The sequence below is a fragment of the Sphingomonas adhaesiva genome, assembly GCF_036946125.1.
GTDB lineage: Bacteria > Pseudomonadota > Alphaproteobacteria > Sphingomonadales > Sphingomonadaceae > Sphingomonas > Sphingomonas adhaesiva_A.
In genome coordinates this window covers 1,292,842-1,315,366 of sequence record NZ_JAQIJT010000001.1, presented here as the reverse complement: position 1 = coordinate 1,315,366, position 22,525 = coordinate 1,292,842, and the positions used below count along the sequence as shown (strand labels likewise).

23 protein-coding genes are annotated in these 22,525 nt (G+C 66.7%); 15 read left to right on the top strand and 8 right to left on the bottom strand.

Going from position 1 to position 22,525, the window contains the following annotated elements:
- Positions 1-97: 97 nt before the first annotated feature.
- Positions 98-667, top strand: coding sequence for a recombinase family protein (locus tag PGN23_RS06320; protein ID WP_335302097.1), 570 nt, complete (start codon positions 98-100; stop codon positions 665-667).
- Between the two features lie 4 nt (positions 668-671).
- Here the strand turns inward: PGN23_RS06320 and PGN23_RS06315 are convergent, their stop codons facing one another.
- The gene (locus PGN23_RS06315) at positions 672-1,424 is read right to left on the bottom strand and encodes a GIY-YIG nuclease family protein (protein WP_335302012.1); all 753 of its coding nucleotides are present in this window, start codon (positions 1,422-1,424) and stop codon (positions 672-674) included.
- A gap of 127 nt (positions 1,425-1,551) precedes the next feature.
- Between PGN23_RS06315 and PGN23_RS06310 the strand changes: the two genes are divergently transcribed.
- Genes PGN23_RS06310 through PGN23_RS06300 form a run of 3 tightly spaced genes read left to right on the top strand, consistent with a single transcriptional unit; the run spans position 1,552 to position 3,759 of the window.
- Positions 1,552-1,767 (top strand): hypothetical protein, encoded by a 216-nt coding sequence (locus tag PGN23_RS06310; RefSeq protein ID WP_335302011.1) that lies wholly within the window; start codon positions 1,552-1,554, stop codon positions 1,765-1,767.
- Complete coding sequence (locus PGN23_RS06305; protein ID WP_335302010.1) at positions 1,760-2,905, top strand: DNA cytosine methyltransferase; 1,146 nt, start codon at positions 1,760-1,762, stop codon at positions 2,903-2,905. Before PGN23_RS06310 ends, PGN23_RS06305 begins: the two co-directional genes overlap by 8 nt.
- The gene (locus PGN23_RS06300) at positions 2,902-3,759 is read left to right on the top strand and encodes a hypothetical protein (RefSeq protein WP_335302009.1); all 858 of its coding nucleotides are present in this window, start codon (positions 2,902-2,904) and stop codon (positions 3,757-3,759) included. Before PGN23_RS06305 ends, PGN23_RS06300 begins: the two co-directional genes overlap by 4 nt.
- Here the strand turns inward: PGN23_RS06300 and PGN23_RS06295 are convergent.
- The 3 genes from PGN23_RS06295 to PGN23_RS06285 all read right to left on the bottom strand — a co-directional run bounded on the left by PGN23_RS06295 (position 3,756) and on the right by PGN23_RS06285 (position 6,034).
- On the bottom strand, positions 3,756-4,163 hold the full coding sequence (locus PGN23_RS06295; protein ID WP_335302096.1) for a very short patch repair endonuclease: 408 nt from the start codon (positions 4,161-4,163) through the stop codon (positions 3,756-3,758). The genes PGN23_RS06300 and PGN23_RS06295 overlap by 4 nt on opposite strands.
- A 153-nt stretch (positions 4,164-4,316) precedes the next feature.
- Complete coding sequence (locus PGN23_RS06290) at positions 4,317-4,586, bottom strand: HU family DNA-binding protein (protein WP_335302008.1); 270 nt, start codon at positions 4,584-4,586, stop codon at positions 4,317-4,319.
- Between the two features lie 272 nt (positions 4,587-4,858).
- Positions 4,859-6,034, bottom strand: coding sequence for a GGDEF domain-containing protein (locus PGN23_RS06285; protein WP_335302007.1), 1,176 nt, complete (start codon positions 6,032-6,034; stop codon positions 4,859-4,861).
- Positions 6,035-6,232: 198 nt separating this feature from the next.
- Between PGN23_RS06285 and PGN23_RS06280 the strand changes: the two genes are divergently transcribed.
- Both PGN23_RS06280 and PGN23_RS06275 read left to right on the top strand, forming a co-directional pair.
- Entirely contained in the window at positions 6,233-6,502 is a 270-nt protein-coding gene (locus PGN23_RS06280) for a response regulator (protein ID WP_335302006.1), read from the top strand.
- A 503-nt stretch (positions 6,503-7,005) separates the two neighbouring features.
- The gene (locus PGN23_RS06275; RefSeq protein ID WP_335302005.1) at positions 7,006-9,378 is read left to right on the top strand and encodes a TonB-dependent receptor; all 2,373 of its coding nucleotides are present in this window, start codon (positions 7,006-7,008) and stop codon (positions 9,376-9,378) included.
- Positions 9,379-9,392: 14 nt separating this feature from the next.
- On the opposite strand, the gene PGN23_RS06270 is transcribed toward PGN23_RS06275, so the two are convergent.
- On the bottom strand, positions 9,393-10,181 hold the full coding sequence (locus tag PGN23_RS06270) for an IclR family transcriptional regulator (RefSeq protein WP_335302004.1): 789 nt from the start codon (positions 10,179-10,181) through the stop codon (positions 9,393-9,395).
- A gap of 77 nt (positions 10,182-10,258) precedes the next feature.
- Between PGN23_RS06270 and PGN23_RS06265 the strand changes: the two genes are divergently transcribed.
- Genes PGN23_RS06265 through PGN23_RS06245 form a run of 5 tightly spaced genes read left to right on the top strand, consistent with a single transcriptional unit; the run spans position 10,259 to position 15,493 of the window.
- Positions 10,259-11,452, top strand: a complete 1,194-nt coding sequence (locus PGN23_RS06265; protein WP_335302003.1) for a CaiB/BaiF CoA transferase family protein — start codon at positions 10,259-10,261, stop codon at positions 11,450-11,452.
- The gene (locus PGN23_RS06260; protein ID WP_335302002.1) at positions 11,449-12,795 is read left to right on the top strand and encodes a spinster family MFS transporter; all 1,347 of its coding nucleotides are present in this window, start codon (positions 11,449-11,451) and stop codon (positions 12,793-12,795) included. The genes PGN23_RS06265 and PGN23_RS06260 overlap by 4 nt, the downstream gene beginning before the upstream one ends.
- On the top strand, positions 12,792-13,565 hold the full coding sequence (locus PGN23_RS06255; protein ID WP_335302001.1) for an enoyl-CoA hydratase/isomerase family protein: 774 nt from the start codon (positions 12,792-12,794) through the stop codon (positions 13,563-13,565). The genes PGN23_RS06260 and PGN23_RS06255 overlap by 4 nt, the downstream gene beginning before the upstream one ends.
- Positions 13,562-14,320 (top strand): enoyl-CoA hydratase/isomerase family protein, encoded by a 759-nt coding sequence (locus PGN23_RS06250; RefSeq protein WP_335302000.1) that lies wholly within the window; start codon positions 13,562-13,564, stop codon positions 14,318-14,320. Before PGN23_RS06255 ends, PGN23_RS06250 begins: the two co-directional genes overlap by 4 nt.
- A 3-nt stretch (positions 14,321-14,323) precedes the next feature.
- Positions 14,324-15,493, top strand: coding sequence for an acyl-CoA dehydrogenase family protein (locus tag PGN23_RS06245; protein ID WP_335301999.1), 1,170 nt, complete (start codon positions 14,324-14,326; stop codon positions 15,491-15,493).
- 5 nt (positions 15,494-15,498) lie between these two features.
- Here PGN23_RS06245 and PGN23_RS06240 read toward each other — a convergent pair whose 3' ends face one another.
- Positions 15,499-16,383, bottom strand: coding sequence for a LysR family transcriptional regulator (locus PGN23_RS06240; protein WP_335301998.1), 885 nt, complete (start codon positions 16,381-16,383; stop codon positions 15,499-15,501).
- Positions 16,384-16,519: 136 nt separating this feature from the next.
- On the opposite strand from PGN23_RS06240, the gene PGN23_RS06235 reads away from it, so the two are divergent.
- The 4 genes from PGN23_RS06235 (at position 16,520) to PGN23_RS06220 (ending at position 19,237) form a co-directional block, all read left to right on the top strand.
- Positions 16,520-17,452, top strand: coding sequence for a polysaccharide deacetylase family protein (locus PGN23_RS06235; RefSeq protein WP_335301997.1), 933 nt, complete (start codon positions 16,520-16,522; stop codon positions 17,450-17,452).
- 9 nt (positions 17,453-17,461) lie between these two features.
- Positions 17,462-18,130: an SDR family oxidoreductase gene (locus PGN23_RS06230; RefSeq protein WP_335301996.1), complete on the top strand. Its 669-nt coding sequence runs from the start codon at positions 17,462-17,464 to the stop codon at positions 18,128-18,130.
- Between the two features lie 11 nt (positions 18,131-18,141).
- Positions 18,142-18,687, top strand: coding sequence for an ester cyclase (locus PGN23_RS06225; RefSeq protein WP_335301995.1), 546 nt, complete (start codon positions 18,142-18,144; stop codon positions 18,685-18,687).
- A gap of 151 nt (positions 18,688-18,838) precedes the next feature.
- Positions 18,839-19,237, top strand: coding sequence for a VOC family protein (locus PGN23_RS06220; protein WP_335301994.1), 399 nt, complete (start codon positions 18,839-18,841; stop codon positions 19,235-19,237).
- 157 nt (positions 19,238-19,394) lie between these two features.
- On the opposite strand, the gene PGN23_RS06215 is transcribed toward PGN23_RS06220, so the two are convergent.
- Both PGN23_RS06215 and PGN23_RS06210 read right to left on the bottom strand, forming a co-directional pair.
- Positions 19,395-20,225 carry a GDSL-type esterase/lipase family protein gene (locus tag PGN23_RS06215; protein WP_335301993.1) on the bottom strand — a complete coding sequence of 277 codons (831 nt, stop codon included), beginning with the start codon at positions 20,223-20,225 and terminating at the stop codon, positions 19,395-19,397.
- On the bottom strand, positions 20,225-22,504 hold the full coding sequence (locus PGN23_RS06210) for a TonB-dependent receptor (protein ID WP_335301992.1): 2,280 nt from the start codon (positions 22,502-22,504) through the stop codon (positions 20,225-20,227). Before PGN23_RS06210 ends, PGN23_RS06215 begins: the two co-directional genes overlap by 1 nt.
- Positions 22,505-22,525: the final 21 nt, after the last annotated feature.

Genomic DNA, 22,525 nt, shown 5'->3' with positions numbered 1-22,525 from the left:
GATCGCGCTGACAGACGCCTGCGGGTTTCGCTTTCCCGAAACCTGTTCCCGATTTACAATTTCCGAAACTGCCGATTTCGACGGGGAAACGGGAAAGATGCTGATCGGCTATGCGCGTGTCTCGACGGCCGATCAGGATTTAACGCTGCAACTCGATGCACTGGCGAAGGCCGGGTGCGAGAAGGTGTTCACCGACAAGGCGAGCGGCGCGAAGATCGACCGACCGGGGCTGGTCGAGGCGCTGGGGTTTGCGCGCGCCGGCGACACGCTGATAATCTGGAAGCTCGATCGGCTCGGCCGCTCGATCCAGGGCCTGATCGCGCTGGCCGCAGACCTGTCGGAGCGGGGGATCGACTTTCGATCGCTGACGGACGGGTTCGACACGTCCACGGCATCGGGCCGGCTGCTGTTTCATATCCTCGCCTCGGTCGCGGAGATGGAACGCGAGCTGGTGAAGGAGCGCACGATCGCCGGGCTGGCGGCTGCGCGTGAAAAGGGCAGTACGGGGGGAGGGCGCAAGCTGGTGATGACGCCCGACCGGATCGACACGGCCCGCAAGCTGCTCGCCGTGGGCGAGAAACCGGCGCGGGTCGCAAAGCTGCTAGGCGTCGGCCTTTCAACCTTCTACCGACAATTTCCGGCGAGCGAACGGCCGGAACCGGCCTAGTCAGTTACTCATCGCTGCCGGTGCCATCTTCCTGTTCCACCGATGCCGCGCCGCCCAAGGCATGATACCGTCGATCGGCGAGCCATTGCAGGCGCTTCGCCTGGATCAACATGACCCGCCGCAATCCGCCTTGAACCTTTCGCTCGGCAATGACTTGGGCAAGCCGGGCGATGATGAGGGCACGTCGAGCAATCCTGAAATCAGGATGCGAGCGGATCGCGAACACCTCGTCAGAAACGATGCGTCCCCTGAACGACGGCGGCGCCTCTATTTCCACCTTCGCCAGCGGCGGGTCTTTCTCGTTCAAGATAGCTTTGAACCGGCTCTTTTCGATCGCCTGATCGTAGACCATTCGCTCCAGTGCGTTGAGTTGATCGACAGCCGACTCCCATGCCGCCCAACGGGCATCCGTCTTACTTCTCGGCTTCGACACCCCTTGTAGGGCCGGAAGCGGCCAAACCTCGATCTCGTACACCTCAAAAGGGTCAAGCACGGACATAGCGACGGCATCGGTTCGTTGATTGGTCAGATGACGCCGGATGCGGGTGCGAAGCTGCTCGTTAGTTTGCCCGACGTAGATCGGCTCCCCGTCGTAATCGAAGAAGGCGTATACGCCCCACTTGAAGTTGCCGACTTTCGACGCGCCAGCAGCTCCTTGGGCAGTGAAGGCGCTATCCAGATAACGTGCGAGATTCTTGCGCAAATCCTCCGTTTCAAACGGAGGGAAGTTGATCTCGTCTGGATTCCGACCGTCCATGCACGCTCCACGTTTCAGTAACGCATAGCCGGGCAGGGGAATGGGTGCGAGCCCGATCGGCCTTGCAAATCAGGAACACATGTAGAACATACTAGACAAAGGCAGAATGTGGCGCCACGATGGCGCCATGACCATGCTTTCTAAGCCTGCCACGGTGCGCGACCTCGATCGCATCAATCTCCGCCTGTCAGCGGAGACGTTCGCCCTGATCGACGCGGCGCGCGCCGATCGCCACGGCAATGTCTCGCGCAACACCTGGATCACCGAAGCCGTCGCTGAGAAGCTGGCGCGCGAGGCGAGCGCCAACGATCGCCACGGGGAAGGGCGGGTCGCCAATGGCTGAGTTCTACGAGTTCTTCGCCGGCGGCGGCATGGCGCGCGCCGGCCTGGGGGCGGGTTGGACCTGCCTGTTCGCTAACGATTTCGACCACAAGAAGGGGCTCACCTACCAAGCCAATTGGGGTACGGGCGGCGAGCTGACGGTCGGCGACGTGAAGCAAATCACCGCGGCCAAGCTGCCCGGCGTGGCCGATCTCGTATGGGGTTCATTCCCCTGCCAAGACCTGTCGCTGGCGGGGGGCGGGGCGGGACTGCGCGGAGAACGCTCCGGCACCTTCTACCCGTTCTGGGACGTGATCCGTGGCCTCATTGCGGACGGGCGAGCGCCCAAGCTGATCGCGCTCGAGAACGTCTGCGGCACGCTGACCTCGCACGAGGGCAAGGATTTCGAAGCGATCTGCCAGACCTTCGCGGATGCGGGCTATCGCTGCGGCGCCCTGGTCATCAATGCGGACCTTTTCCTTCCGCACTCCCGTCCCCGGCTGTTCGTGATCGGCATCCATGCCGACGTGACCGTCGACCCGGCGCTGCTCGCGCCTGGGCCCATCGAGCCGTTCCATACGCGGGGCCTGCAAAGCGCGGTCGAGCGGCTGCCGGCCCAGCTGCGGCAAGGCATGTTGTGGTGGAACATGCCGACGCCCAACCGACGCAACACGACGTTCGCCAGCATGATTGAGGAGAACCCGTCGAGCGTGTCTTGGCACACGCCTGCGGAAACGCAGCAGCTCCTCGGCATGATGTCGCCCATCAACCTCGCCAAGGTCAACGCCGCCAAGCGGGCAGGCCGCCGCATGGTCGGGGGCGTCTATAAGCGCACGCGAGTTGAGGGAGGCAAAAAGATGCAACGCGCCGAAGTTCGCTTCGATGACGTGTCCGGCTGCCTGCGCACGCCCGCCGGTGGCTCCAGCCGCCAGGTGATCGTCGTCATCGATGGCGCAAAGGTGCGGTCGCGGCTGATCTCGGCGCGCGAGACGGCGCGCCTGATGGGTCTGGACGACGATTACAAGCTGCCGCGCAACTACAATGAGGCATACCACCTGACCGGTGACGGGGTGGCGGTGCCGGTCGTTCGGCACCTCGCCCATCATATCCTAGAGCCTCTGTTGGGCTTGGCGGAGGCTGCCGAACGGGCTGCTGCATGAGCGTCATACCGTGCGAGCAGAACAGCGATCTGCGAGCGCAAATCGAGCGGTTCGCCGAGGTTCTGAAAACCGAGGCGCATCGGCTCGGCGATCATGGCCTGGACGAACGCGACTTCTACAACTCGGGCCTGTTCCGCGGCGCCGTCGAGCGGGTAAGAGGGCAGTTCTCGGCGACGATGCGCGCCAAGCGCGAGTTCGTCCAACACGTCCTCAACCACATGGAGGACGAAGGCCTCATCGCCGGGTGGGACCTCACCGATGATTCCAGCCGCAACGACTACCTGGTGCGTCTTCCATCCGGACGCATCGCCGTCATCGACCTCAAGGGCTGCCTAGACGGCAACAACACCAATATATTCGAGCGGCCGGCCGATGCCGACGAGTTCGTGATCTGGAGCATCTGCACCAACCTCGGCGCCGATCCTCGCCGCAATGCCTGGTCGGGGATCCACACGCGCCTGAGCGCCGATATCATCTCCCGCAACCAGCGCGTTGACGGCCTGATCGTCTGGGACATGGTGTGCGGCACGATCGGCCGCCCGTGCCCCAAGGTTGCCGGCGGCGACGGAGCGCGGCTCACCGACATTGGCCCCTTTCGCGTTCCGCCTGCCTGCATCTACCTGTTCCCGAGCCTCGTGCCGTCCAGCGCCGCCCCAATTGTTTTAGCGCAACCGATCGAGGGTGTGGAGCTGCTGTCAGCGTTCCACCGCTGCTTCAAAGGCCACGACGCCGAATTGAACCACGTCGATTTCGAACTGCTGCAAAACGACTCCGACCTCATGCGGCGCACCACGATCCGCCGCGCCGGCGTGGTCCAGAAGGTGTCGGACATGGTGCCGATCCGGCGCGTTTAAACGTCGAGAAAGCTACTCAGGCGGAGCGATAGCTGATCGACATCCCGCATCTCGCATTCCCACAGCACCAGGACACGCCAACCCTCGTTTTCAATCTGCTGCCGCACCTTTCCATCCCGCTCGACGTTCCGGGCGAGCTTGGGATGCCAGTATGCCGCGTTGCTTGAAGGGCGACGTGATCCACGCGGACAGTCATGCTGATGCCAGAAGCATCCATGCACGAATATAACCGCTCGGCGCGCCGGGAACACCAGGTCCGGGCTGCCGGGTATATCGCGGCGATGGAGGCGGAAACGGTAGCCGAGCCGATGGGCTAACCGCCGCACGACCATTTCCGGCCGCGTATCCTTGCCGCGGACTCGGCGCATTCGCTCTGACCGAGCGGCGGGTTCAAGCGTATCCATCGCCAATCATCTACCATGCCGCATCAGCGTTCGATCGCGCGGAAGAAAGGTAGACCTTTTTGCCGGAATGTACTGCGTCTGCGCGAGAGGACGGCAGTGCGCTTCGTTACTTGGGGATGCGGCACCGGCAGTCAGCCTGTCGGTGCCCACATGTCAGAGCTTGTCCTTGAGCCCCTTGGCTGCCGTGAACGAAACCTTCTTCGAGGCCGCGATCGTCATCGCTTCTCCGGTCGCCGGGTTGCGACCCTGACGCTCTGGACGGTCCTTGACGCTAAACTTGCCGAATCCTGGGACGGCAACTTCTTCGCCCTTCGCCGCGGCAGCCGCGATCTGGTCGAATACCGCGGTGACCGCTTTCTTCGCATCCGCCTCGCTAGTGCCCGTCGCGGTAGCCACGCCCTTGACCAACTCGCCAATGTTCATGTCGCTTCTGCTCCTTGAATGATGTTTTTGTAGCCTCCCGAGTAATTATTCAGGGTGCCACTCCTTCACCTTCTCGAACACCTTGGCGCTGGTGTCGAGCAAGGCTTTGCCGGCGATGCGAACACCTAAAGTTCTGACGTGGGGTTAGCCGAGGATACCGGCCATGATGAACGATGCCGGGTTCGGTAGAATGTCGGCAGCCGCCCGACCAGAAGTATGTGCCACAAGATCGACCTTTCCGTTCATCCTCGTCGAGCATTCCGAAGCGAGGTTCAGGCAGCCGCGACCGGTCGAGCGATGTGACGATCATCGGGCAAGCGACTTTGGCTGCTGATACGATCGCGGCCTGCCTCCTTCGATCGATAGAGCATCGTGTCCGCGACCGAAATCAGCGTTTCCAGCGAGGTCGAGCGGAGGTCGCCGGTTGTTACCCCGATGCTGATCGTCGGCAAGGGGGCCGTGAAGGGCAGGACGGACATGGCTGCGGAGAAACCGGAACGGATTATTTCGGCGACATCGCGGGCTCGCTGTTCGGTCGCGCCGGGCAGAACGATCAGGAACTCGTCACCACCCAACCTGGCGAAGATGCCGTTTTTGGGAAGACGTTCCAAAACGGTCGTGGCCAACAGTCTCAACACCCCGTCGCCCTGCGCATGCCCGTATCTATCGTTGACTGTCTTGAAATGATCCATATCCAGCAGGAGTACGGCGCACGGATCGCGTAAGGCAGGAGCAAGGTGCTCCAGACCGGCGCGGTTCAGCGCTCCGGTAAGCGCATCGTGCCGGGCAAGGCGGGCGAGGTTCCGGGTACTGCGCTCCGCGATCAGCAAGGCCGGTATGGCACCGCGGAGTGACCAGAACGCGGCGAGCAGCGCGGCAAGCCAGGTACCGACGCGCGCATGGTCCAGCGTATCGCTGCCCATGATCGTCGATACCGCCACATGAAGGCGCATCGCCGAAAAAGGCACCGTTACGCCGAACAGCACAACCATGATCCAAGCAGTGCCCAGCTGCTCGCGCCGAGCAAGCCGGATCGCTTCACATGCCACCCGTAGGTCGAAGACGATCAGCAGCGTATTGTTATATGCCATCCGATATGGCTTGGCCGCAGGATCGTGCGACAGCGCCAGCGGCAGTACGATCAACGCCAGCACGATCGCCAAAGTCTTCCACCGCGGCGCACGCCCCGCGAGCAGACGGACGCCCTGGACGATCAAGACGTAGCCGCTGATTGCAACCACATTGCCGCTGCTGACCAGCCACGGGGTCGGCAGGATACCTTTCAGGGCCTGGTCTGCACCCGCAAGACCGACCATCACCGTTCCCGCACCCCAGCACACCGCCCAGGCACCCGGACGTAACCTGACCTGCGCCGAAAGCAGGATAGCTCCCAGTACGAGCGAGATCAAGGATGACACGGCCAATATGGTGTCTCGGTCGAGAGTCATGATCGTTCCGGAACCTGATGGTTTGTAACGGCTATGAGTGGACCAGCTTCTGTTAAGAAGCAGTGCCCCGACCGGTTTGCCGTGAAGACACCAAACCTCTGCTATCAAGGTCATGTCTAATGCCGGTTACCGGGAATCTGCCTTGTGCCGGACCTTTTCGATCTCTCGCCTCTTGATAGCGCAAGGAATGCGAACACCATGTGCCATGTTCTGGTGATCGATGACGAACCGCTTACCGCCGAATACGTTGCCGACATAGCCGAAGCTGAAGGCGCGACTTCGGTGCTGGCGGCAGCGAGCGAAGCCGAAGCTTTGAATGCGGCACGCTGTCTCGTTCCAGATGTCATCATCTCCGACGTGGATCTGAAGGCCGGCGGCACCGGTCCCCATGCCTGCGCCGCAATCCTTGCCAAGCCGGTCATGCAGGATGAGGTCATCAAGGCTTTCCAGCAGGTCGCGCCGCGCTGACCGACATACTCGCGGGTTGTCGACCACATCGCCTAGGCGCCAGCGTTCGCCGCATCCGACGCTCGGCTTCCGCACGTTCCGGCACAGCTTCATTTGTCCGTCGCCGCCATCACATAGCTAATTTCTATGCCGCAATCTGACTCGGAGTTCCTGACCCCTGCAAACCTTTGGAGAAGCTGGGGCAAGGAGTTGGTGTCACAACCGGACGTGGCTGTTGAAAAAGCCGGACTTTGCCACGGCCTCCACCAAGTAGTAGCCGAAGCCCGGTATAGGTCTCCGGCGGTACTCGTCGGTAAACGACGCGACCACGCGCCAAGTAGAAACGACCACATGCCGACCTGCGACGCTAATGAATCGCTGAAGGAGGAGCGCGCTTACCCCCAATCAGCAATCATCATGTTGATATTTGCCGCGAGTAATTGATCGTCTTCTCGTCATGACGCATCTTTGATCAGCCAGCTCGATCGCAACAGCGACAAAGGGCTTCAAAGGAGAGCGATACCATGAGGACGCGCGCATTGCTGCGCGGTGGCTGCTGCTGTGCGGTCATCGGGATCGGCATCATTTCGCCTGCGGAAGCGCAGGAGCAGCCGGCCGGCATGTCGCCTCCTCAGGAAGTGCCGGCGTCGGCAACCGACACCGCCGACATCGTCGTGACCGCGCAGAAGCGCAGCGAGAGCGCCCAGCGCGTGCCCATCTCGATCACGGCGGTATCGGCTGCGACGCTGCGCAACACCAACGTCACCTCGCTGACTGGCTTGCAGCGCATCGCGCCGGGACTGACGATCGCCCGCCTGTCGAACAACACCAACCAGCGCGTGACGATCCGTGGCGTCGGCAGCACGACGGCGGGGGCACTGGAACCGTCCGTCGCGACCTTTCTCGACGGCATCTACGTCCCGCGCCCGCCGTCGATCACCGGCGACCTGCTCGACGTGCAGACGATCGAGGTGCTGCGCGGCCCGCAGGGTACTCTGTTCGGCCGCAACGCCTCGATGGGCGCGATCTCGATCCGCTCGGCCGATCCGGGACGGGAATACGGGATGAGCGCGAGCCTGAGGCTCGGTTCCTACGACCAAGTCCGCGCCGAAGCGGCGGTCGATCTTCCCGCCAGCGATACGCTCCGCTTCCGAATTGCAGGCAGCGCCGATCATTACGGCGGCGATTTCCACGCGCTCTACCCGCAGCGGCACCGACTGGGCGTCGTCAACAGCGACCAGATCCGGGGCACGCTGCTGTGGCAGCCCGATGACCGGCTGACCGTCCGCTTTCGCGCCGATTACCACAACACCTACGGCGACGGGCAGGCGCTGTCGGAGGTGATCCCCTCGACCGTGCCAGCGAACAACAGCTATCAGGCGCGGCTCGACCCGGATGGCGCGGGGCCGATGGTGGTGCCCGCGCTCGCCGACGGGCGCCCGTTCGACCGGAACAGCCCGAGCTACCAATATGGGCGGCTCGACGATCGCGTCTGGTCGGCGCGCGGCGACGTGACCTACGATCTGGCGGGCGGCTTCGCGATCAAGGCGATCGCCAGCTATGTCGACTGGTACAGTCGACCGTCGGAGACCGACACCGCCTTCACCGCGCTGCCGCTCATCAGCCGCACGCAGGTATTTGAGAGCCGGGCGCAATCCTACGAACTGCAACTCGTCTCACCGGAGCGGCAGTTGCTGGACGGCCATCTCGACTTCGTCGCCGGCATCTACGGCTACAAGGAGGATTACGGCATCGCGACGCGGATCGGCCTGTCGACCGATTACTGCAACGGACTGGTCCGTAATGTCCTGCCCACGCGCTTCGCCGCCTGCCTCGCCCAACCGCGTGACGTCGCGGGGACTGACGACTTTACCCAGCAAACGCGCAGCCTCGCCGCCTTCGGCCAGGCGACGGTCCATGTAACCGACACGCTGTCGGCGACCGGCGGCATCCGCTGGACGCGCGATGCCAAGGACGGCGTGTTCGCCCAGCGCCGCTTCAACGCCGCCGAGATCCTGCACAGCGACGAGACGACCCTGCTCGCGATCACCAACCGTAAGGTGACGTGGCGCGGCGGGCTGCAATGGCAGGTGCTGCCCCGCGTCATGCTCTACGGCTTCTACTCGACCGGCTTCAAATCGGGCGGCTTCAACAACACCCAGTCGACCACGGCGCTTGGCCAGGCACGCGTCTTTCAACCCGAGACGGTGTCGAACTGGGAAGGAGGGGTGAAGAGCAGCTTCCTCGACGGCGCGGTGCTCGCCAACGTGAACCTCTTCCGCTCCACACTCGACGATTACCAGAGCCGCGGCTTCAACGGCATCGCCTATACCATCCGCAACGTCGGCTCGCTGCGCCAGCAGGGCGTCGAGGGCGAGTTCCGCGTGCGCCCGGTCCGCCCGGTCACGCTGGGGGTCGCGGGCACCTATCTCGATTCCAAGTTTCTCGATTTCCGCAATGCGCCCAACCTGCCCGCGTTCACCGGCACGCAGGACCTGACGGGCAAGCGGTCGACCTTCTCGCCGAAGTGGCAGGGCAATGCCTATGCGCAATATGACGGCGCGATCGGCGGACGCGGCCTGACATGGCTCGCGCGGTTCGACATCCAATTCCGGTCGAGCGCCAATATCGGGTCGGACGACAATGCCGATCCCGACACCGTGCAAAGCGCCTATTCGGTCATGGGAGCGCGCGTCGCGCTGAACGGCCCGGACGAGCGGTGGCAAATCGCGCTCTACGGCGCCAACCTCGCCGATACGAACTATTGCACCTACAAGCTGCCGCAGACCGCCGAGAGCCTGCTCGGCGTGCGCAATCCCGCGACCGGCGGCACCGCGATCCGCTGCTACGTCGGCGCGCCCCGCACCGCCGGCGCGCAGTTCAGCGTTAAGTTCTGACGGTGGCGCCGTCGCTACCGCCCCAGCGTCCCGATCGCCTCCGCCATGATCGCGGCGATCCGCTCGGGCGGGCGGCCGAGGTCGCCGGTGCCGTTCGACAGCGTCAGCGCCAGCGGCTCGCCATAGCCGGTCGCCGATACGGGCACCGCGCGGGCGATGGCGCAGGCACCGGCGGTGCTGAGACCCGTCTCGCACGACCAGCCGCGGGCGCGGGTCGCCGCGATCATGTCCCACATCCGCTCGACCTCGATCTCGCCCGCGCGGGGTTCGTCCTCGGCGCGGGTGCGGCGCAGCAGCTGGGTGATGTGACGGTCGGCCAGGTCGGCGATCAGCACGAAGCCGCCGGTGCTCCAGACGGCATAGCGCCGCGCCGCCAGCTTGATGCGCGGCACGGCGGGATCTTCGCGCTGCACTGTCTGCACATAGCGCAGGAATATGCCGCTGCGGTTCGACAGGCTGGCCGACAGGCCGGTTCGCTCCGCCAGCCGCTCGAGCATTGTCATCAGCGCGCCGGCGCGCAGATGCCCGCTGTCGCGCCACGACCCCAGCAGCGTGACCCGCAGGCTCGGCCGGTAGCAGCGTGTCTCCGGATCATGGTCGAGATAGCCGATCCCGACCATCGCCTTGAGCAACACCGAACTGGTCGACTGCGGCATCCCAAGATGCGCGGCGATCTCCCGCGCGCGCGCCGGGCGACGCACCTCGTCGAAGAATTCCAGCACGCGGAACGGCCGCGACGCCGATCGCATTCCCGGCGTCAGGCTCTCGCCGACGTCCCACACCGACGCAATGGACCCACGCACATGCCTGTCTGCTGCCATGTCCCCGATTGTCCGGTCGCGACCGGGCGTTGGCAATACCCGCTGGAGGGCGCGTGATTATGACCGATCTAACCGACGGACCGCTGACAGGCATCCGCGTCATCGATCTTACCACGGTCATCATGGGCCCCTATTCGACGCAGTTGCTGGGCGACCTGGGGGCCGACGTGGTCAAGGTGGAGCCGCCGCAGGGAGATTCGACCCGCGCCTACCGCCCCGCGCGTACGTCCGGCATCTCGGGCAGCTTCCTCAACACCAACCGCAACAAAAGGTCGCTGGCGATGGACCTGCGGCGCCCGGCTGCGCGCGTCGCGCTCGGGCGGTTGATCGAAGGTGCGGACGTGTTCGTCCACAACCTGCGTCCCGCCGTGATTGGCCGCATGGGTTTCGACTATGCCGCGGTGCGTGCGATCAGACCCGACATCGTCTATTGCGGTGCGACCGGATTCGGCTCGACCGGCCCCTATGCCGAGAAGCCGGCCTATGACGACATGATCCAGGCCGCGTCGGGCTTCGCCGCACTCGCCACCGCCACACGCGGCCAGCCCGACTACGCCCCCTCGGTGATCTGCGACAAGCTTGCGGGACAGGCGATCGCGACCGGCATCCTCGCCGCACTCCTCCACCGCCAGCGCGGGGGCGGCGGGCAGGAGATCGAGGTGCCGATGTTCGAGACCGCAATCGCGTTCAACCTGGTCGAGCATTTTGGCGCGGCCGCGTTCGATCCGCCGATGGGACCGCCCGGTTTCGCGCGGCTGCGTGTGCCCGAGCGCCGGCCCTATCGCACCCGCGACGGCTACGTCTGCCTGCTGCCCTATTCGGATCGCAACTGGCGCGACTTCTTCGAATTCACCGGCAACGCTGCCGCCCTGGCTGATCCGCGCTTCGCGACGCTTGCAGAGCGGGCGCAAGTATTCGACGAGCTCTACGTTCTGCTCGCCGACGAGGCGGCACGGCGCAGCACCACCGAATGGATGACGTTCTGCGAGGGTGCCGACATCCCGTGCATGCCGGTGATCGCGCTGGACGACATCAGGGACGATCCGCATGTCCGCGCGGTTGGTCTGTTCGAGCCGGCTGAGCATCCGCTGTCGGGCGCATATCACGTCATCCGCCAACCGACGCGATTTGGCGCCACCCCGTTCCGCCTCCGCCACCATGCCCCCGCGCTCGGCCAGCAGAGCCGCGAGCTGCTGGTCGAGGCGGGGATGAGCGAAACGGAGATCGATGCGGCGCTGGAGGGCGCGGCATGAGCGGGGCCACCGCCGTGCGCCCTGGAGGCTGGTGGGCGCTGACGTTGATCGTGCTGGTCTACATCCAGAGCTTCGTCGACCGCACGATCCTGTCGGCGTTGGGCGAACCGATCCGGCGCGACCTGGGCCTCGGGGACGCGCAACTGGGGCTGCTCGGCGGGCTTGCTTTCGCGCTGACCTATTCGCTGCTCGGAGTGCCCGCCGCGTTCCTGAGCGAGCGGATGCCGCGCAGGACGCTGATCGCCATCGCCATCCTGATCTGGTCGGCGATGACCATGGCGTGCGGGCTCGCCACCGGTTTCTTATCGCTTCTGGTGCTGCGTGCCGGCGTCGGCATCGGCGAGGCGGGCTTCACGCCGCCCGCGCATGCGCTCGTATCCGATTTCTTCCCACCGCAGCGGCGCGCGCTGGCGCTGGCGCTGTTCAGCGCGGCGATCCCGCTCGGCGTGCTGGTCGCCGCGATCGGTGGCGGCTGGCTGGCGCATGCAACCGACTGGCGCCACGCCTTCCTCGTCGTCGGCGCGCCGGGCCTCATACTCGGGCCGCTTCTCTACCTGACCATGCGCGAGCCGCGGCGCGGCGAGGCGGAGGGCGCCGCCCCGGCCCCGCCCGCCCGCCCGGCCGAGGTGCTGCGCCGGTTCGCCCGCGCCCGGTCGGCGGTGCCGCTGATCGTCGCCGGCGCGCTCGCCTCGGTGCCGAGCTACGCGCTCTATACCTTCGGTGTCAGCTTCTTCGTCCGCGTCCACGAGCTGGGCTTGGTCGCCGCGACCACGGCCTTCGGGATCGTCGTCGCGGGTGGCCAGCTGATCGGGATGATCGTCGGCGGGCGGCTCACCGACCGACTGGGGCGGACCCGGCCACGCGCGATCCTGCTGGTACCGGCGGTGGCGCTGACGCTCGGGGCGCTGTTCCAGGCCGCCGCCTGGTGGCAGGGCGGGATCGTCGCCTGCCTTACCCTGCTCGCGTTCGGCACGATGGCCGGGGCGGCGTTCCTCGGCCCCTCCTATGCTGCGCTGCACGGGCTGCTGGCGCCGCATATGCGCGCGAGCGGCATGTCGCTGGTTCTTCTGGTCCATGCGCTGATCGGCTTCGGCTTCGGCCCCCCGCTGATCGGCTGGGTGAGCGACCGGGTCGCCGACGACCGGTTCGGCGGCGGCTTCGCGGCGAGTTGCCGGGGTGCGCTGGGCCACGGCGCGCCGCCGCTGCCGCCCACCTGCGCCGATGCCTCCGCCGCGGGCATCACCGCCGCGCTGATCGTCGCCGCTGCCTTCGGCCTGGTCGCGGCGGCCGGTTTCGCCCTCGCCGCGCGGTCCTACCCCCACGATCTGGCGCGTGCGGCATGACCGACCTCCGCCACGACCCGCAGGATGACGTCCTGCTGCTGACCATCGATCGTCCGGCGCGCGGCAACGCGCTGACACCGGCGCTGATCGAAGCGATCGGCGATGCCGTGCTCGCCGCGCCCGGCTTGGGCGTCCGCGCCATCGTCGTGACAGGGGCGGGCGAGCGGCATTTCTGCACCGGCATCGACATGGCCGCCTTTGCCGATACCGATGCCGATCCCGCATTCCTCGCCGATCCCTATGGCGGTGCGCGCCGATCGCTGTTCGAGATCGTCGCGGAGGCCGAGGTGCCGGTCGTCGCCGCGGTGAACGGAACCGCGATGGGCGGCGGGCTGGAGCTGCTGTTGGCCTGCGACCTCGCGGTGGCGAGCGACGCCGCCACCTTCGCCTGTCCCGAGGCCAAGCGCGGCATGGGCGCGCAGTTCGCCGCGGTCGTGCTGCCGCGTCGCATCCCCCCCGCGCACGCCATGGACATGCTGCTGACCGGCGAACCGATCACCGCTGCCGAGGCGAAGGAGCGCGGCCTGGTCGTTGCGCTCGCCGCGCCCGATCGGGTGGTGGAGCTGGCGCTCGCCCGGGCGCGGGCGATCGCCGCCAACGCGCCCCTGTCGGTGCAGCGCATCCGCCGCGTCGCCCGCCGATCGCGCGAGATGCCGCTCGCTGCCGCGCTGCGGCTCGACGAACACCCCAACCCCTATCGCAGCGAAGATCGCTTGGAGGGCCTGCGCGCCTTTCTCGAGAAGCGCCCGCCCGACTGGAAAGGACGATGATGGACGGACTTGTCACTACGCGTGAGGGGGCGGTCGTGATCGTCCGGCTCGCCCGCCCGCCGCACAATTTCTTCGACGCGGCATTGCTCGCGGGGTTGGCCGACGTGCTGGCGGCGAACGACGCCGATCCCTCGGTGCGCGTAACGCTGCTTGCCGCCGAGGGACGCAGCTTCTGCGCAGGCGCCGACTTCAGGCGCGCCGCTGCCGGGATCGAAGGCGCCCGCGCGGTCTATGCGCAGGCGGCGCGGCTGTTCGCCCGCGCCAAGCCGCTGATCGCGGCTGTCGGGGGACCGGCGGTGGGAGGGGGGCTGGGCTTGGCACTCGCCGCCGACTTCCGCGTAGCGAGCCACGCCGCGCGCTTCCACGCCAATTTCGCCGCGATCGGGCTGCATCCGGGCTTTGCGATCACCGCGACGCTGCCCGCGCTGGTCGGGGCGCAGCGCGCGCGCGACCTCCTCACCACCGCGCGGCGCGTCGGTGGCGAGGAGGCGGCGACGATCGGCCTCGCCGATCGCCTCGCTCCCGCCGAGGCGCTGGACAAGGTCGCGCTGGCGCTCGCACGCGACATCGCCGCCAACGCCCCACTTGCGCTGGCCGCCATCGCCCGCGCGCTGCCGCGCATCAACGCCGCCACCGCGGCCGCGGCAATGGCCGCGGAGCTGGACGAACAGGCCGCGCTGTTCGCCACCGCCGATTTCCGCGAGGGGGTGCGCGCGACGAGCGAGCGCCGCCCCCCCGTCTTCGAGGGGCGCTGAGCCATGCGTTTCGATCTGCCGCTAGCCGACGAGCACCGGATGCTACTCGACCTCGTCGACCGCTTCGTCGCCGACGAACTGATGCCGCTCGAACCCGCGATCCTCGCGCGCGAAGCGAAGGGCAAGGAGGCGAAATGCACGCGCGACGAGATCGAGCGGCTCGATGCACGCGTGCGCGAGCTGGGGCTGTGGGGGCTCGACGCGCCCGAGGAAATGGGCGGCTCCGACCTGCCCCAGACCGCGCTGGTCGGCGTGAACATCACATTGGGACGCACGGTAGTGCCCTATGTCTTCCCGCCCGACACGCCCAACCTCAGGATGCTGGCGGCGACCGCCTCGCCGGATCAGCGCGACCGATATCTTGCGCCCTATGTCCGCGGCGAGACGGTTTCGGCGATCGCCATTTCCGAGCCGGGTGCCGGGTCGGACCCGTCGGCGATGACAACGCGCGCGGTGCGGCTGGCCGACGGCGGCTGGCGGATCGACGGGCGCAAGATCTGGATCAGTCGTGCCGGCACCGCCGAGTTCGCGATCGTCATGGCGGTGACCGACCGCGAGGCCGGGCGAAAGCAGGGCATCTCCGCCTTTCTCGTCGATCGTGACGTGCCCGGCGTCTCGATCGTCGGACGAATCCCGATGATCGGCGGCACCACCACATTCGAGGTCGCCTATGATGACGTCCGCCTGCCCGCCGATGCGCTGCTCGGCACCGAGGGCGCGGGCTTTGCGCCGATGCAGACCCGACTCGCCGCGCGACGGCTGGAGGTCGCCGCCTGGTCGATCGGCGCGGCCGAGCGCGCGCTTGAGTTGATGATCGCGCAGGCCCGCGATCGCCGGACGTTCGGGCAGCCGCTGGCTGAGCGGCAGTCGGTGCAGTGGTGGATCGCCGACGCGGTCGCGCGCATTCATGCCGCTAAGCTGCTCGCCTATGATATCGCCCGCCGGATCGACGATGGCGAGGACGTTCGCGTGCTGGTCTCGGCCGCAAAGGTCGCCGGACCGGAGCTCGCCGCCGACGTCATCGACCAGGCAATGCAGACTTTCGGCGCGATGGGCATGGCCAAGGAGATGCCGCTCCACCTCCTAGCCGCGCAGGTCCGGCTGATGCGGATCTACGACGGCCCGTCCGAGGTCCACCGCTGGGTCGTCGCCCGTGCGGCGCTAGCCAGCTGACGCCCTCAGCGCAGCGCGGCGAGCATCGCGTCGAGGAACACGCGGGTTTTGCGCGGCATCGTGGCGCGATCGGGAAAGAGGGCGACGATCGGTGTGTCGCCGGCATGCCATGCGGGTAGGACATGCAAGAGCGTCCCATCGCGTAGGTCCGCCGCCACGTCGATCTGCGATTTGAGTGCGATGCCCAACCCGGCGATGCACCAGTCGTGGACCGCATCGCCGTTGTCGACGCGCAGCCGCGCGGCTGCAGGCACCAGCTGCTCCTGCCCGGCGGCATCGAACAATCGCCAAGGACCTGTCGCATCGCCGTAACGCAGCAGGTCTTGGCTGGGGATGTCGTCCGGAGTTGCGGGTGCGCCCCGCCGGTTGAGGTAGGCGGGCGCAGCGACCAGGATGCGGCGGTTGTTTGCGAGCTTGCGCATCGCCGCGCTGCCGGCCGCGGCATGGCCGCCGATGCGGATCGCGACGTCGATCGCGCCACCCGCGACATCGACCAGCCGATCATCCAGTGACAGCGATGCGGCAAGCTGCGGATAGCGCCGCACTAGCTCGCCCACGACCGGGGCGACATGGCGCCGGCCGAACGATACCGGTGCCGAAACGCGCAGTGTGCCGACCGGCTCGTCGCGTCCGGTCGACAGCAGTTCCTCGCCCTGCGCGATGGCCTCCAGCGCGCGGTCGACCTCGACCAGCAGCCGCTCGCCCTCCTCGGTCGCCGAGAGGCTGCGCGTCGTGCGGTTGACCAGCCTGATGCCGACTCGCTTCTCCAGCGTGGCGAGACGCTTGCTGACGACGGCGAGGCTTACGCCCATCGCTCGCGACGCGCCGGTCAGCGACCCGTGCGTTAATACCTGACGAAAGGTGCGCAACTCGTTTAGGTCGTCCAGCATATCGTCTCGGGGTTGATACTGTGTTGTGCAGTCGATCGCTTATCATCGCTGTGCATAGAGCCATCTTGGCGGCGTGACCAACGGATCAACCCGCCCCGGCCTCGATCGCCGCGCCTTCCTCGCCGGAAGCGCCGCGATGGCGAGCGTCGCGGCCGCCAAGGAGACACGCCTCATGCCCCAGCAACCCTTCTGGCCGGGCGGCGCCCGCCTCGCGGTCAGCTTCAGTCTCATGTTCGAAGGTGGCGGCCAGCCGATCTCGGGCGCGGGCGGCGTCATCCCCGATCCGATCCAGGGCGGCCTGCCGGACCTGCCCACCAACGCCTTCTTCGCCTATGGCCCGAATGAGGGCATCCCGCGCATCCTCGACCTGTTCGACCGCCACCAGATCAAGCTGTCGTCATTCATGATCGGCGAGGCGGTTCGCCGCGCGCCCGATATCGCGCGTGAGATCGTCCGACGCGGCCACGAAGCAGCGGCGCACGGCCGCATATGGGAGAACAGCTATCAGCTACCTGAGGCGGAAGAACGTCGTTTCATCGCCGACGGCGTCGCCGCGATCGAGGAGGTGACGGGGGTCAAGCCGGTCGGCTGGAACGCCTACTGGATGCGCAACAGCCCCCGCACGCTCGACATCCTGCAGAGCCTCGACTTCCGTTACCATATCGACGAGCCGAGCCGCGACGAACCGTTCATCGTTCCGCTCGCCAGGGGCGATTTCGTGACGGTGCCCTATACCTTCCACATGAACGACATCGTCTCCTATCCCTTCGAGGGGTGGAACCCCGCCGCCTACGAACAGGCGCTGCGCGACGAATTCGACCAACTGTACGAGGAAGGCGCGCATCGCCGCCGGATGATGGTGGTCAGCCTGCACGACCGGATCTCGGGCCATGCCGGCCGAGTGCGGGTGCTCGACCGCTTCCTAACCTATGCCCGTTCCAAGCCTGGCATATGGTTCGCCCGCAAGGACGAGATCGCCGCGTGGGCACTGGAGACCAAGGGTACGACGCCCGTTATCCGTCGCGGCCCGCCGACCGAAACCGGCCTGCCCGGCCCCACGACTGCATAAGGAGACGAGATGATGGCAATCGATCTGACAGGCGCCCGTGTCCTCGTCGTCGGCGCGTCCGGCGGCATCGGCGGTGCCGCGGCGGACGCGTTCGCCGCCGCGAGGGCGAGCGTCGCGCGTCCGAGCCGTGACAGGCTCGACATCACCGACGATGCGTCGGTCGCGGCATTCTTCGCCGAGGGCGAACCGTTCGACCATGTCGTCGTCGCCGCCGCACAGACGAAGACCGGTTCGGTCGCCGACCTCGCCCTGGCCGACGCGCGCGTCGCGATGAACAGCAAGTTCTTCGGCGCCTACCGGGTCGCCAGGGCGGCGCGCGTCACCGATGGCGGCTCGATCACCTTCGTATCAGGGTTCCTGTCGCAGAGGCCTAGCGCCAGTTCCGTGCTGCAGGGTGCGATCAACGCCGCGCTGGAGGCGCTGGCGCGCGGCCTCGCACTCGAACGCGCGCCGGTCCGGGTCAATACCGTGTCGCCCGGGCTCGTCGACACGCCGCTCTATGCGAAGATGGACGACGCGGGGAAGGCGGTGATGTTCGACAAGGCGGCCGCCCGACTGCCGGCGCGCCGCGTCGGCCAGCCAGAGGACATCGCGAGCGCGATCCTGTTCGTCGCTACCAACCCCTATGCCACCGGCTCGACCGTGACGGTCGATGGCGGCGGTACGATTGCCGCCTGAGGAGACATATCATGCGACTAACCTCTGCCCTCCCCTTCGCACTGATGCTGGCAACCACGCCGGCTTACGCCGCCCGGGTGGACGACCGCGCCGCGATCGCCATCGCCAGGCCCCGCGTCGAGATCGTCGACCGCAGCCTGCCGGCGAAGACGGTGGCGGCGATGCTCGCGCCGGTCGATGCCTTCTACGGCTTCTGGAACAACGGCAGCCAGGCGCTGCTCGACCGGGCGGTTGCCCCCAGCTTCGTCGATCACGCGCTGCCGCCGGGCCGCCCGCAGGGACCCAAGGGCCCCATGGTCGCGGCCCGGGCGTTCCTCGGCGCGGTGCCCGACCTGCGCGTGGCGGTGACGCAGCGGCTGGTGGTCGGCGACCGCGTCGTCAGCGCGCTGCACTTCACCGGCCATTTCACCGGGACGTTTCAAGGCCGCAAGGGAGCCGGCCAGCCGGTCGACTTCATCGCCACCGACATCCTGGCGGTGCACGGCGGCCGCATCACCGACAACTGGCACCTGGAGGACAATCTGACTTTTATGCAGCAGATTGGGGCGGCCGGCTGACAGGTTCGCGGCACGATCATGCCCCGGCGCAATCCGAAGCCCTAACAGGGGAACGAACATGCAGATCTCGAAACGCCGGGTCGTTGCGGCACTGTTGACGGTCGTCCCGACAGCCGCACTCGGCCGGTGGACCGGCAGGAGAGGACAGGCGATGAAGGTGAAGGCGTTCGATCACATCGTGTTCAACGTGCGCGACGTGGAGGCATCGGCGGCGTGGTACGCCCGGGTGCTCGGCATGGAGCGCGAGGACAGCAGGGCGGACGACGGCTCGACGAGGACGAGCATGACGTTCGGCAACAACAAGATCAACCTGCGCCCTATATCGGCATCGCAGCAAGCCTGGTTCACCGCCCGCACGCCGGCCGCGGGCAGTGTAGACCTCTGTTTTCTCACCGATACGCCGCCCCATGCGGTGGCGGACCATTTCCGGGCACTGGGGATCGCGATCGAGCAGGGCCCCATCATCAAAAAGGGCGCGCGCGGGCCGATCCGCTCCGTCTACGTCCGCGATCCCGACGGCAGCCTAATCGAGGTTTCCTCCTACGCGTAGGCCGGCTGCCCGTTGGCACGACAGCTAGATCCATCGCCGCGACACTCACTTGTCGTCCGGTGGTTGCTGGCGTGGACCGCTCTGGCTTTGTCGAAGGCTTCGGTCGCCGGAGGGTGCATCGTGCAGGTGGCGCAACCCGGAAGAACTGGCGCCTACGTCAGGGAGCCTTTCGCGCCGAGCCGCGTGACGCCGGGAGTTTGGCGATGACACGCTCCAGCACCGCCTGCATGCGGGTGTAGCCAAGGCGGTTCGGATGCACACCGTCGTTGCTCAACTTGGGATCGACATGCCGGTCCGGTCCGGCAAGGGCGGCGCCGTAATCGGCAAGGACCAATCCCTCCTGCCGCGCATATCCGGTGATCCAGGCATTCAGCCGAGCGACGTCCGCGGCGGGCCGCGCAGCCGGTTGCCACCAGAAAGCGGTGATGTGCGGCGACGTGCCGAGGATCACCTCAAGGCCGTTCGCCCGGGCCAGCGCCACCATCGCGCGAATGTTGTTCTGGATCGTCTCGAACTCGACCGGCCCGGTGTTGCCGGCGATGTCATTGACGCCGGCGACAATCTGCACCGCGCGCGGCTTCAGCTGGACGACATCGGGGTAAAAGCGCACCAGCATCTGGCTGGTCGTCTGTCCGCTGATCCCGCGGTCGACGATCCGTTCGCCGAACAAAGCCGGATTGGCCAGCTGCCAGAAGTCGGTCAGCGAGTCACCCAGCAGGACGATCTCGGGCGAGTGGGCAACCTGATGGTTCGCCGCGGCATAGCGACACAGTTGTGGCCAGTCGCGCAGCTTGGCCTCGATGCCCGCCTGGCGCCGCGCCGCGAGCTGTTCCGCGGTCGGGATCAGCGTACGCACGTCGCGGCCCGGCTCGACCAGCGCCGCGGCAAGTGCTGCCGCGGCCGGGTCGGGGGCGGCCGGCGGGCACGGACCGGCCGGTGCCACGGCCTGAACCGCGGAGGCGGCGAGAAGGAGGGCCGCGACGATCATCAGAACCGCCAGTCGAGCGAGGCGCCGATCCGGCGATAGGCCGCGTCCGGAATGACCTGCACATAACCGCCACGATCGAACACCGTCTGCCCAATGCGCGATCGGTAGCGCTGGTCAAAGAGGTTGCGCACCCAGAAGCTGACCCGTGCGTGATCGGCCACGTCGCCCAGGCCGATGCTGGCATTGACGAGAGAATAGCCGCCCTGGCGCGTGTTCGGATCACCGACGCCAAAGAGCACGCTCGACCGATAGGAGAAATCGCCGTTCAGATAGACCTTCAGGTCACGGCCCAGTGTCGCGGTGTAGGCGCCGTTCGCGACGGCCGTCCAGTCGGGGGCGTTGACCAGCGGCATGCCCGAGGCATCGAACGTTGGTCCGGGCAGGTTGCATCCCGTCGCCGCGGTCTGAACGGGATAGCAGGGCGGGAAGTAGGACTGGTACCGTGCATGGCTGTAGGTCACGCCGCCTCCGAAGGTCAGGCCGCGATAGGGCCGCAGGGTCGCCTCCGCCTCGACGCCCTTCGCCAGCAGCCCGCCCGCATTGCCGACGCGGAAACCACCCGTGGCACCCAACGTGGCGTCGTAAACCTGCGTCTGAAAGTCGTTGAAGTCGTTCGAGTAGAGCGCGAGATTGAGACTGAGCAGTCGGTCGAAATAATCGCCTTTCAGTCCCAACTCGAATGCCTTTACCGTCTCCGGCCTGGCGACGAAGAGGAAGCCGTTGGTGTTTGTCAGCGCCGTCGCCTTGTATCCGCGGGATGCGGTGAAATAGGCCATCACCGTTGGCGCAACATCCAGTTCGACGCCAGCGCGACCCGTCCAGTCGCCATGTCCGTTGGATCGGTCGATCGACGCCGTCGGCAGCGCCGTCGCTGTGCAGGTCCGTCCGCCCGAAGTGACATAGACGAGCCCGCAAACGTTCGCGAGCGGATCGACGTTAAAGGAGGAGGAAACGTCGTCGTGGGTGTAGCGTCCGCCGAGAACGAAGCGCAGCCGTTCGGTTGCGTGCAGCGTCCCTTGCGCGAAGCCGGCATAGCTCTTGTTGCCAGTGCCGAATACCGCCAAGCCGCCGAGCGAGGCGACGCGGATCGTCGACGTATCGGGCAGGTAGCCGAAAGTGCCCGACTGATCCTGCGTCGATTGGACCTGCCGGTCATAATAGAAGAGACCCGCGACATAGTCGATCGTGCCGCCGGGCGCTGAGGCCAGGCGCAGCTCCTGCGAGAACTGGTGCGCGTCGATATGGGCGACGTTGAAGTTCAAAACCGACCGTGCCGAATTGTCCGCGTCGGATGCACCGTCCCACTTCTCGGCCCGATAGGCAGTGACTGAAGTCAGGTTGGCAAAGCCGAGGTCGTAGCTAACCGTCAGCTGCTCGCCATGCGTGCGGGCGTGCGTGAAGTTGTCGCCGTCGAGCGCGACGTCGCGGTTCTCTGGCCCTGGCGTGATGCCGAAGCTGGTCAGCGAGTTGCGGATGTAGCCCGTCGCCGGTGCGTTACCGCCGGTACCGTACTTCAGGACGGACTGGCCGTTCGAATTGTAGAAGCTGTCCTGATAGTCGGCGATCGCATAGAGGCTCAGCCGCTCGGTCGGCTCCCACAGCAGCTTGCCGTTGGCCATCCAGTTGCGCGTGTCGGCGAGCCGGCCGTAGCTGAAGTTGCGCGACGGATCGTCCTGCGTCTGGTAGCCGGCGCGCACGCGGACCGCCACCGTGTTTGACACCGGCACGTTGATGACGTCGTAAACCTCGACCTGGCCGCGGCTGCCGACCTGGACATGGCCTTCGTTAGAATACTCGCCCAGCTGCGGCTTGCGGGTGGTGATCGAGATCAGGCCGGCGGTGGTATTCTTGCCGAACAGCGTGCCCTGCGGCCCGCGCAGCACCTCCACCCGCTCGACATCGGCGAGGATGTTGATCGGGTTGAGGCGCGGTAGCGTGATGTTGACGTCGTCGAGCGCGAAGCCGACCGACTGCTCGACGCCGTAATCGTAGGCGACGGTGCCGACACCGCGGATCGAATAGGTCGGGTTCTGGACGGTGGTCGTGAACTGGACGCTGGGGGCGAACTGCTGGATGTCCGACAGCTGCGTCGCCTTGCTGTTGACCAGCGCGTCGCCCGATACGACGCTGATCGCAATCGGCACGGTCCGCAGGCTCTCGGCGCGGCGCTGCGCGGTGACCACGATGTCGCCGCCCGCCTCGGTACCTGCCGGCTGGGGATCGGTCGCCTGCTCGGCGGGTGTGGCGGGGACGGGAGTGGCCGTCTGCGGCGCGGCCATCGCGGGCGTCGCCAGGAGGAG

Coding starts and splice junctions, on each gene's coding strand:
- PGN23_RS06320 (WP_335302097.1), top strand. CDS start 98: ATGCTGATCGGCTATGCGCGTGTCTCGACGGCCGATCAGGATTTAACG.
- PGN23_RS06315 (WP_335302012.1), bottom strand. CDS start 1,424: ATGGACGGTCGGAATCCAGACGAGATCAACTTCCCTCCGTTTGAAACG.
- PGN23_RS06310 (WP_335302011.1), top strand. CDS start 1,552: ATGACCATGCTTTCTAAGCCTGCCACGGTGCGCGACCTCGATCGCATC.
- PGN23_RS06305 (WP_335302010.1), top strand. CDS start 1,760: ATGGCTGAGTTCTACGAGTTCTTCGCCGGCGGCGGCATGGCGCGCGCC.
- PGN23_RS06300 (WP_335302009.1), top strand. CDS start 2,902: ATGAGCGTCATACCGTGCGAGCAGAACAGCGATCTGCGAGCGCAAATC.
- PGN23_RS06295 (WP_335302096.1), bottom strand. CDS start 4,163: ATGGATACGCTTGAACCCGCCGCTCGGTCAGAGCGAATGCGCCGAGTC.
- PGN23_RS06290 (WP_335302008.1), bottom strand. CDS start 4,586: ATGAACATTGGCGAGTTGGTCAAGGGCGTGGCTACCGCGACGGGCACT.
- PGN23_RS06285 (WP_335302007.1), bottom strand. CDS start 6,034: ATGACTCTCGACCGAGACACCATATTGGCCGTGTCATCCTTGATCTCG.
- PGN23_RS06280 (WP_335302006.1), top strand. CDS start 6,233: ATGTGCCATGTTCTGGTGATCGATGACGAACCGCTTACCGCCGAATAC.
- PGN23_RS06275 (WP_335302005.1), top strand. CDS start 7,006: ATGAGGACGCGCGCATTGCTGCGCGGTGGCTGCTGCTGTGCGGTCATC.
- PGN23_RS06265 (WP_335302003.1), top strand. CDS start 10,259: ATGACCGATCTAACCGACGGACCGCTGACAGGCATCCGCGTCATCGAT.
- PGN23_RS06260 (WP_335302002.1), top strand. CDS start 11,449: ATGAGCGGGGCCACCGCCGTGCGCCCTGGAGGCTGGTGGGCGCTGACG.
- PGN23_RS06255 (WP_335302001.1), top strand. CDS start 12,792: ATGACCGACCTCCGCCACGACCCGCAGGATGACGTCCTGCTGCTGACC.
- PGN23_RS06250 (WP_335302000.1), top strand. CDS start 13,562: ATGATGGACGGACTTGTCACTACGCGTGAGGGGGCGGTCGTGATCGTC.
- PGN23_RS06245 (WP_335301999.1), top strand. CDS start 14,324: ATGCGTTTCGATCTGCCGCTAGCCGACGAGCACCGGATGCTACTCGAC.
- PGN23_RS06240 (WP_335301998.1), bottom strand. CDS start 16,383: ATGCTGGACGACCTAAACGAGTTGCGCACCTTTCGTCAGGTATTAACG.
- PGN23_RS06235 (WP_335301997.1), top strand. CDS start 16,520: ATGGCGAGCGTCGCGGCCGCCAAGGAGACACGCCTCATGCCCCAGCAA.
- PGN23_RS06230 (WP_335301996.1), top strand. CDS start 17,462: ATGATGGCAATCGATCTGACAGGCGCCCGTGTCCTCGTCGTCGGCGCG.
- PGN23_RS06225 (WP_335301995.1), top strand. CDS start 18,142: ATGCGACTAACCTCTGCCCTCCCCTTCGCACTGATGCTGGCAACCACG.
- PGN23_RS06220 (WP_335301994.1), top strand. CDS start 18,839: ATGAAGGTGAAGGCGTTCGATCACATCGTGTTCAACGTGCGCGACGTG.
- PGN23_RS06215 (WP_335301993.1), bottom strand. CDS start 20,225: ATGATCGTCGCGGCCCTCCTTCTCGCCGCCTCCGCGGTTCAGGCCGTG.
- PGN23_RS06210 (WP_335301992.1), bottom strand. CDS start 22,504: ATGGCCGCGCCGCAGACGGCCACTCCCGTCCCCGCCACACCCGCCGAG.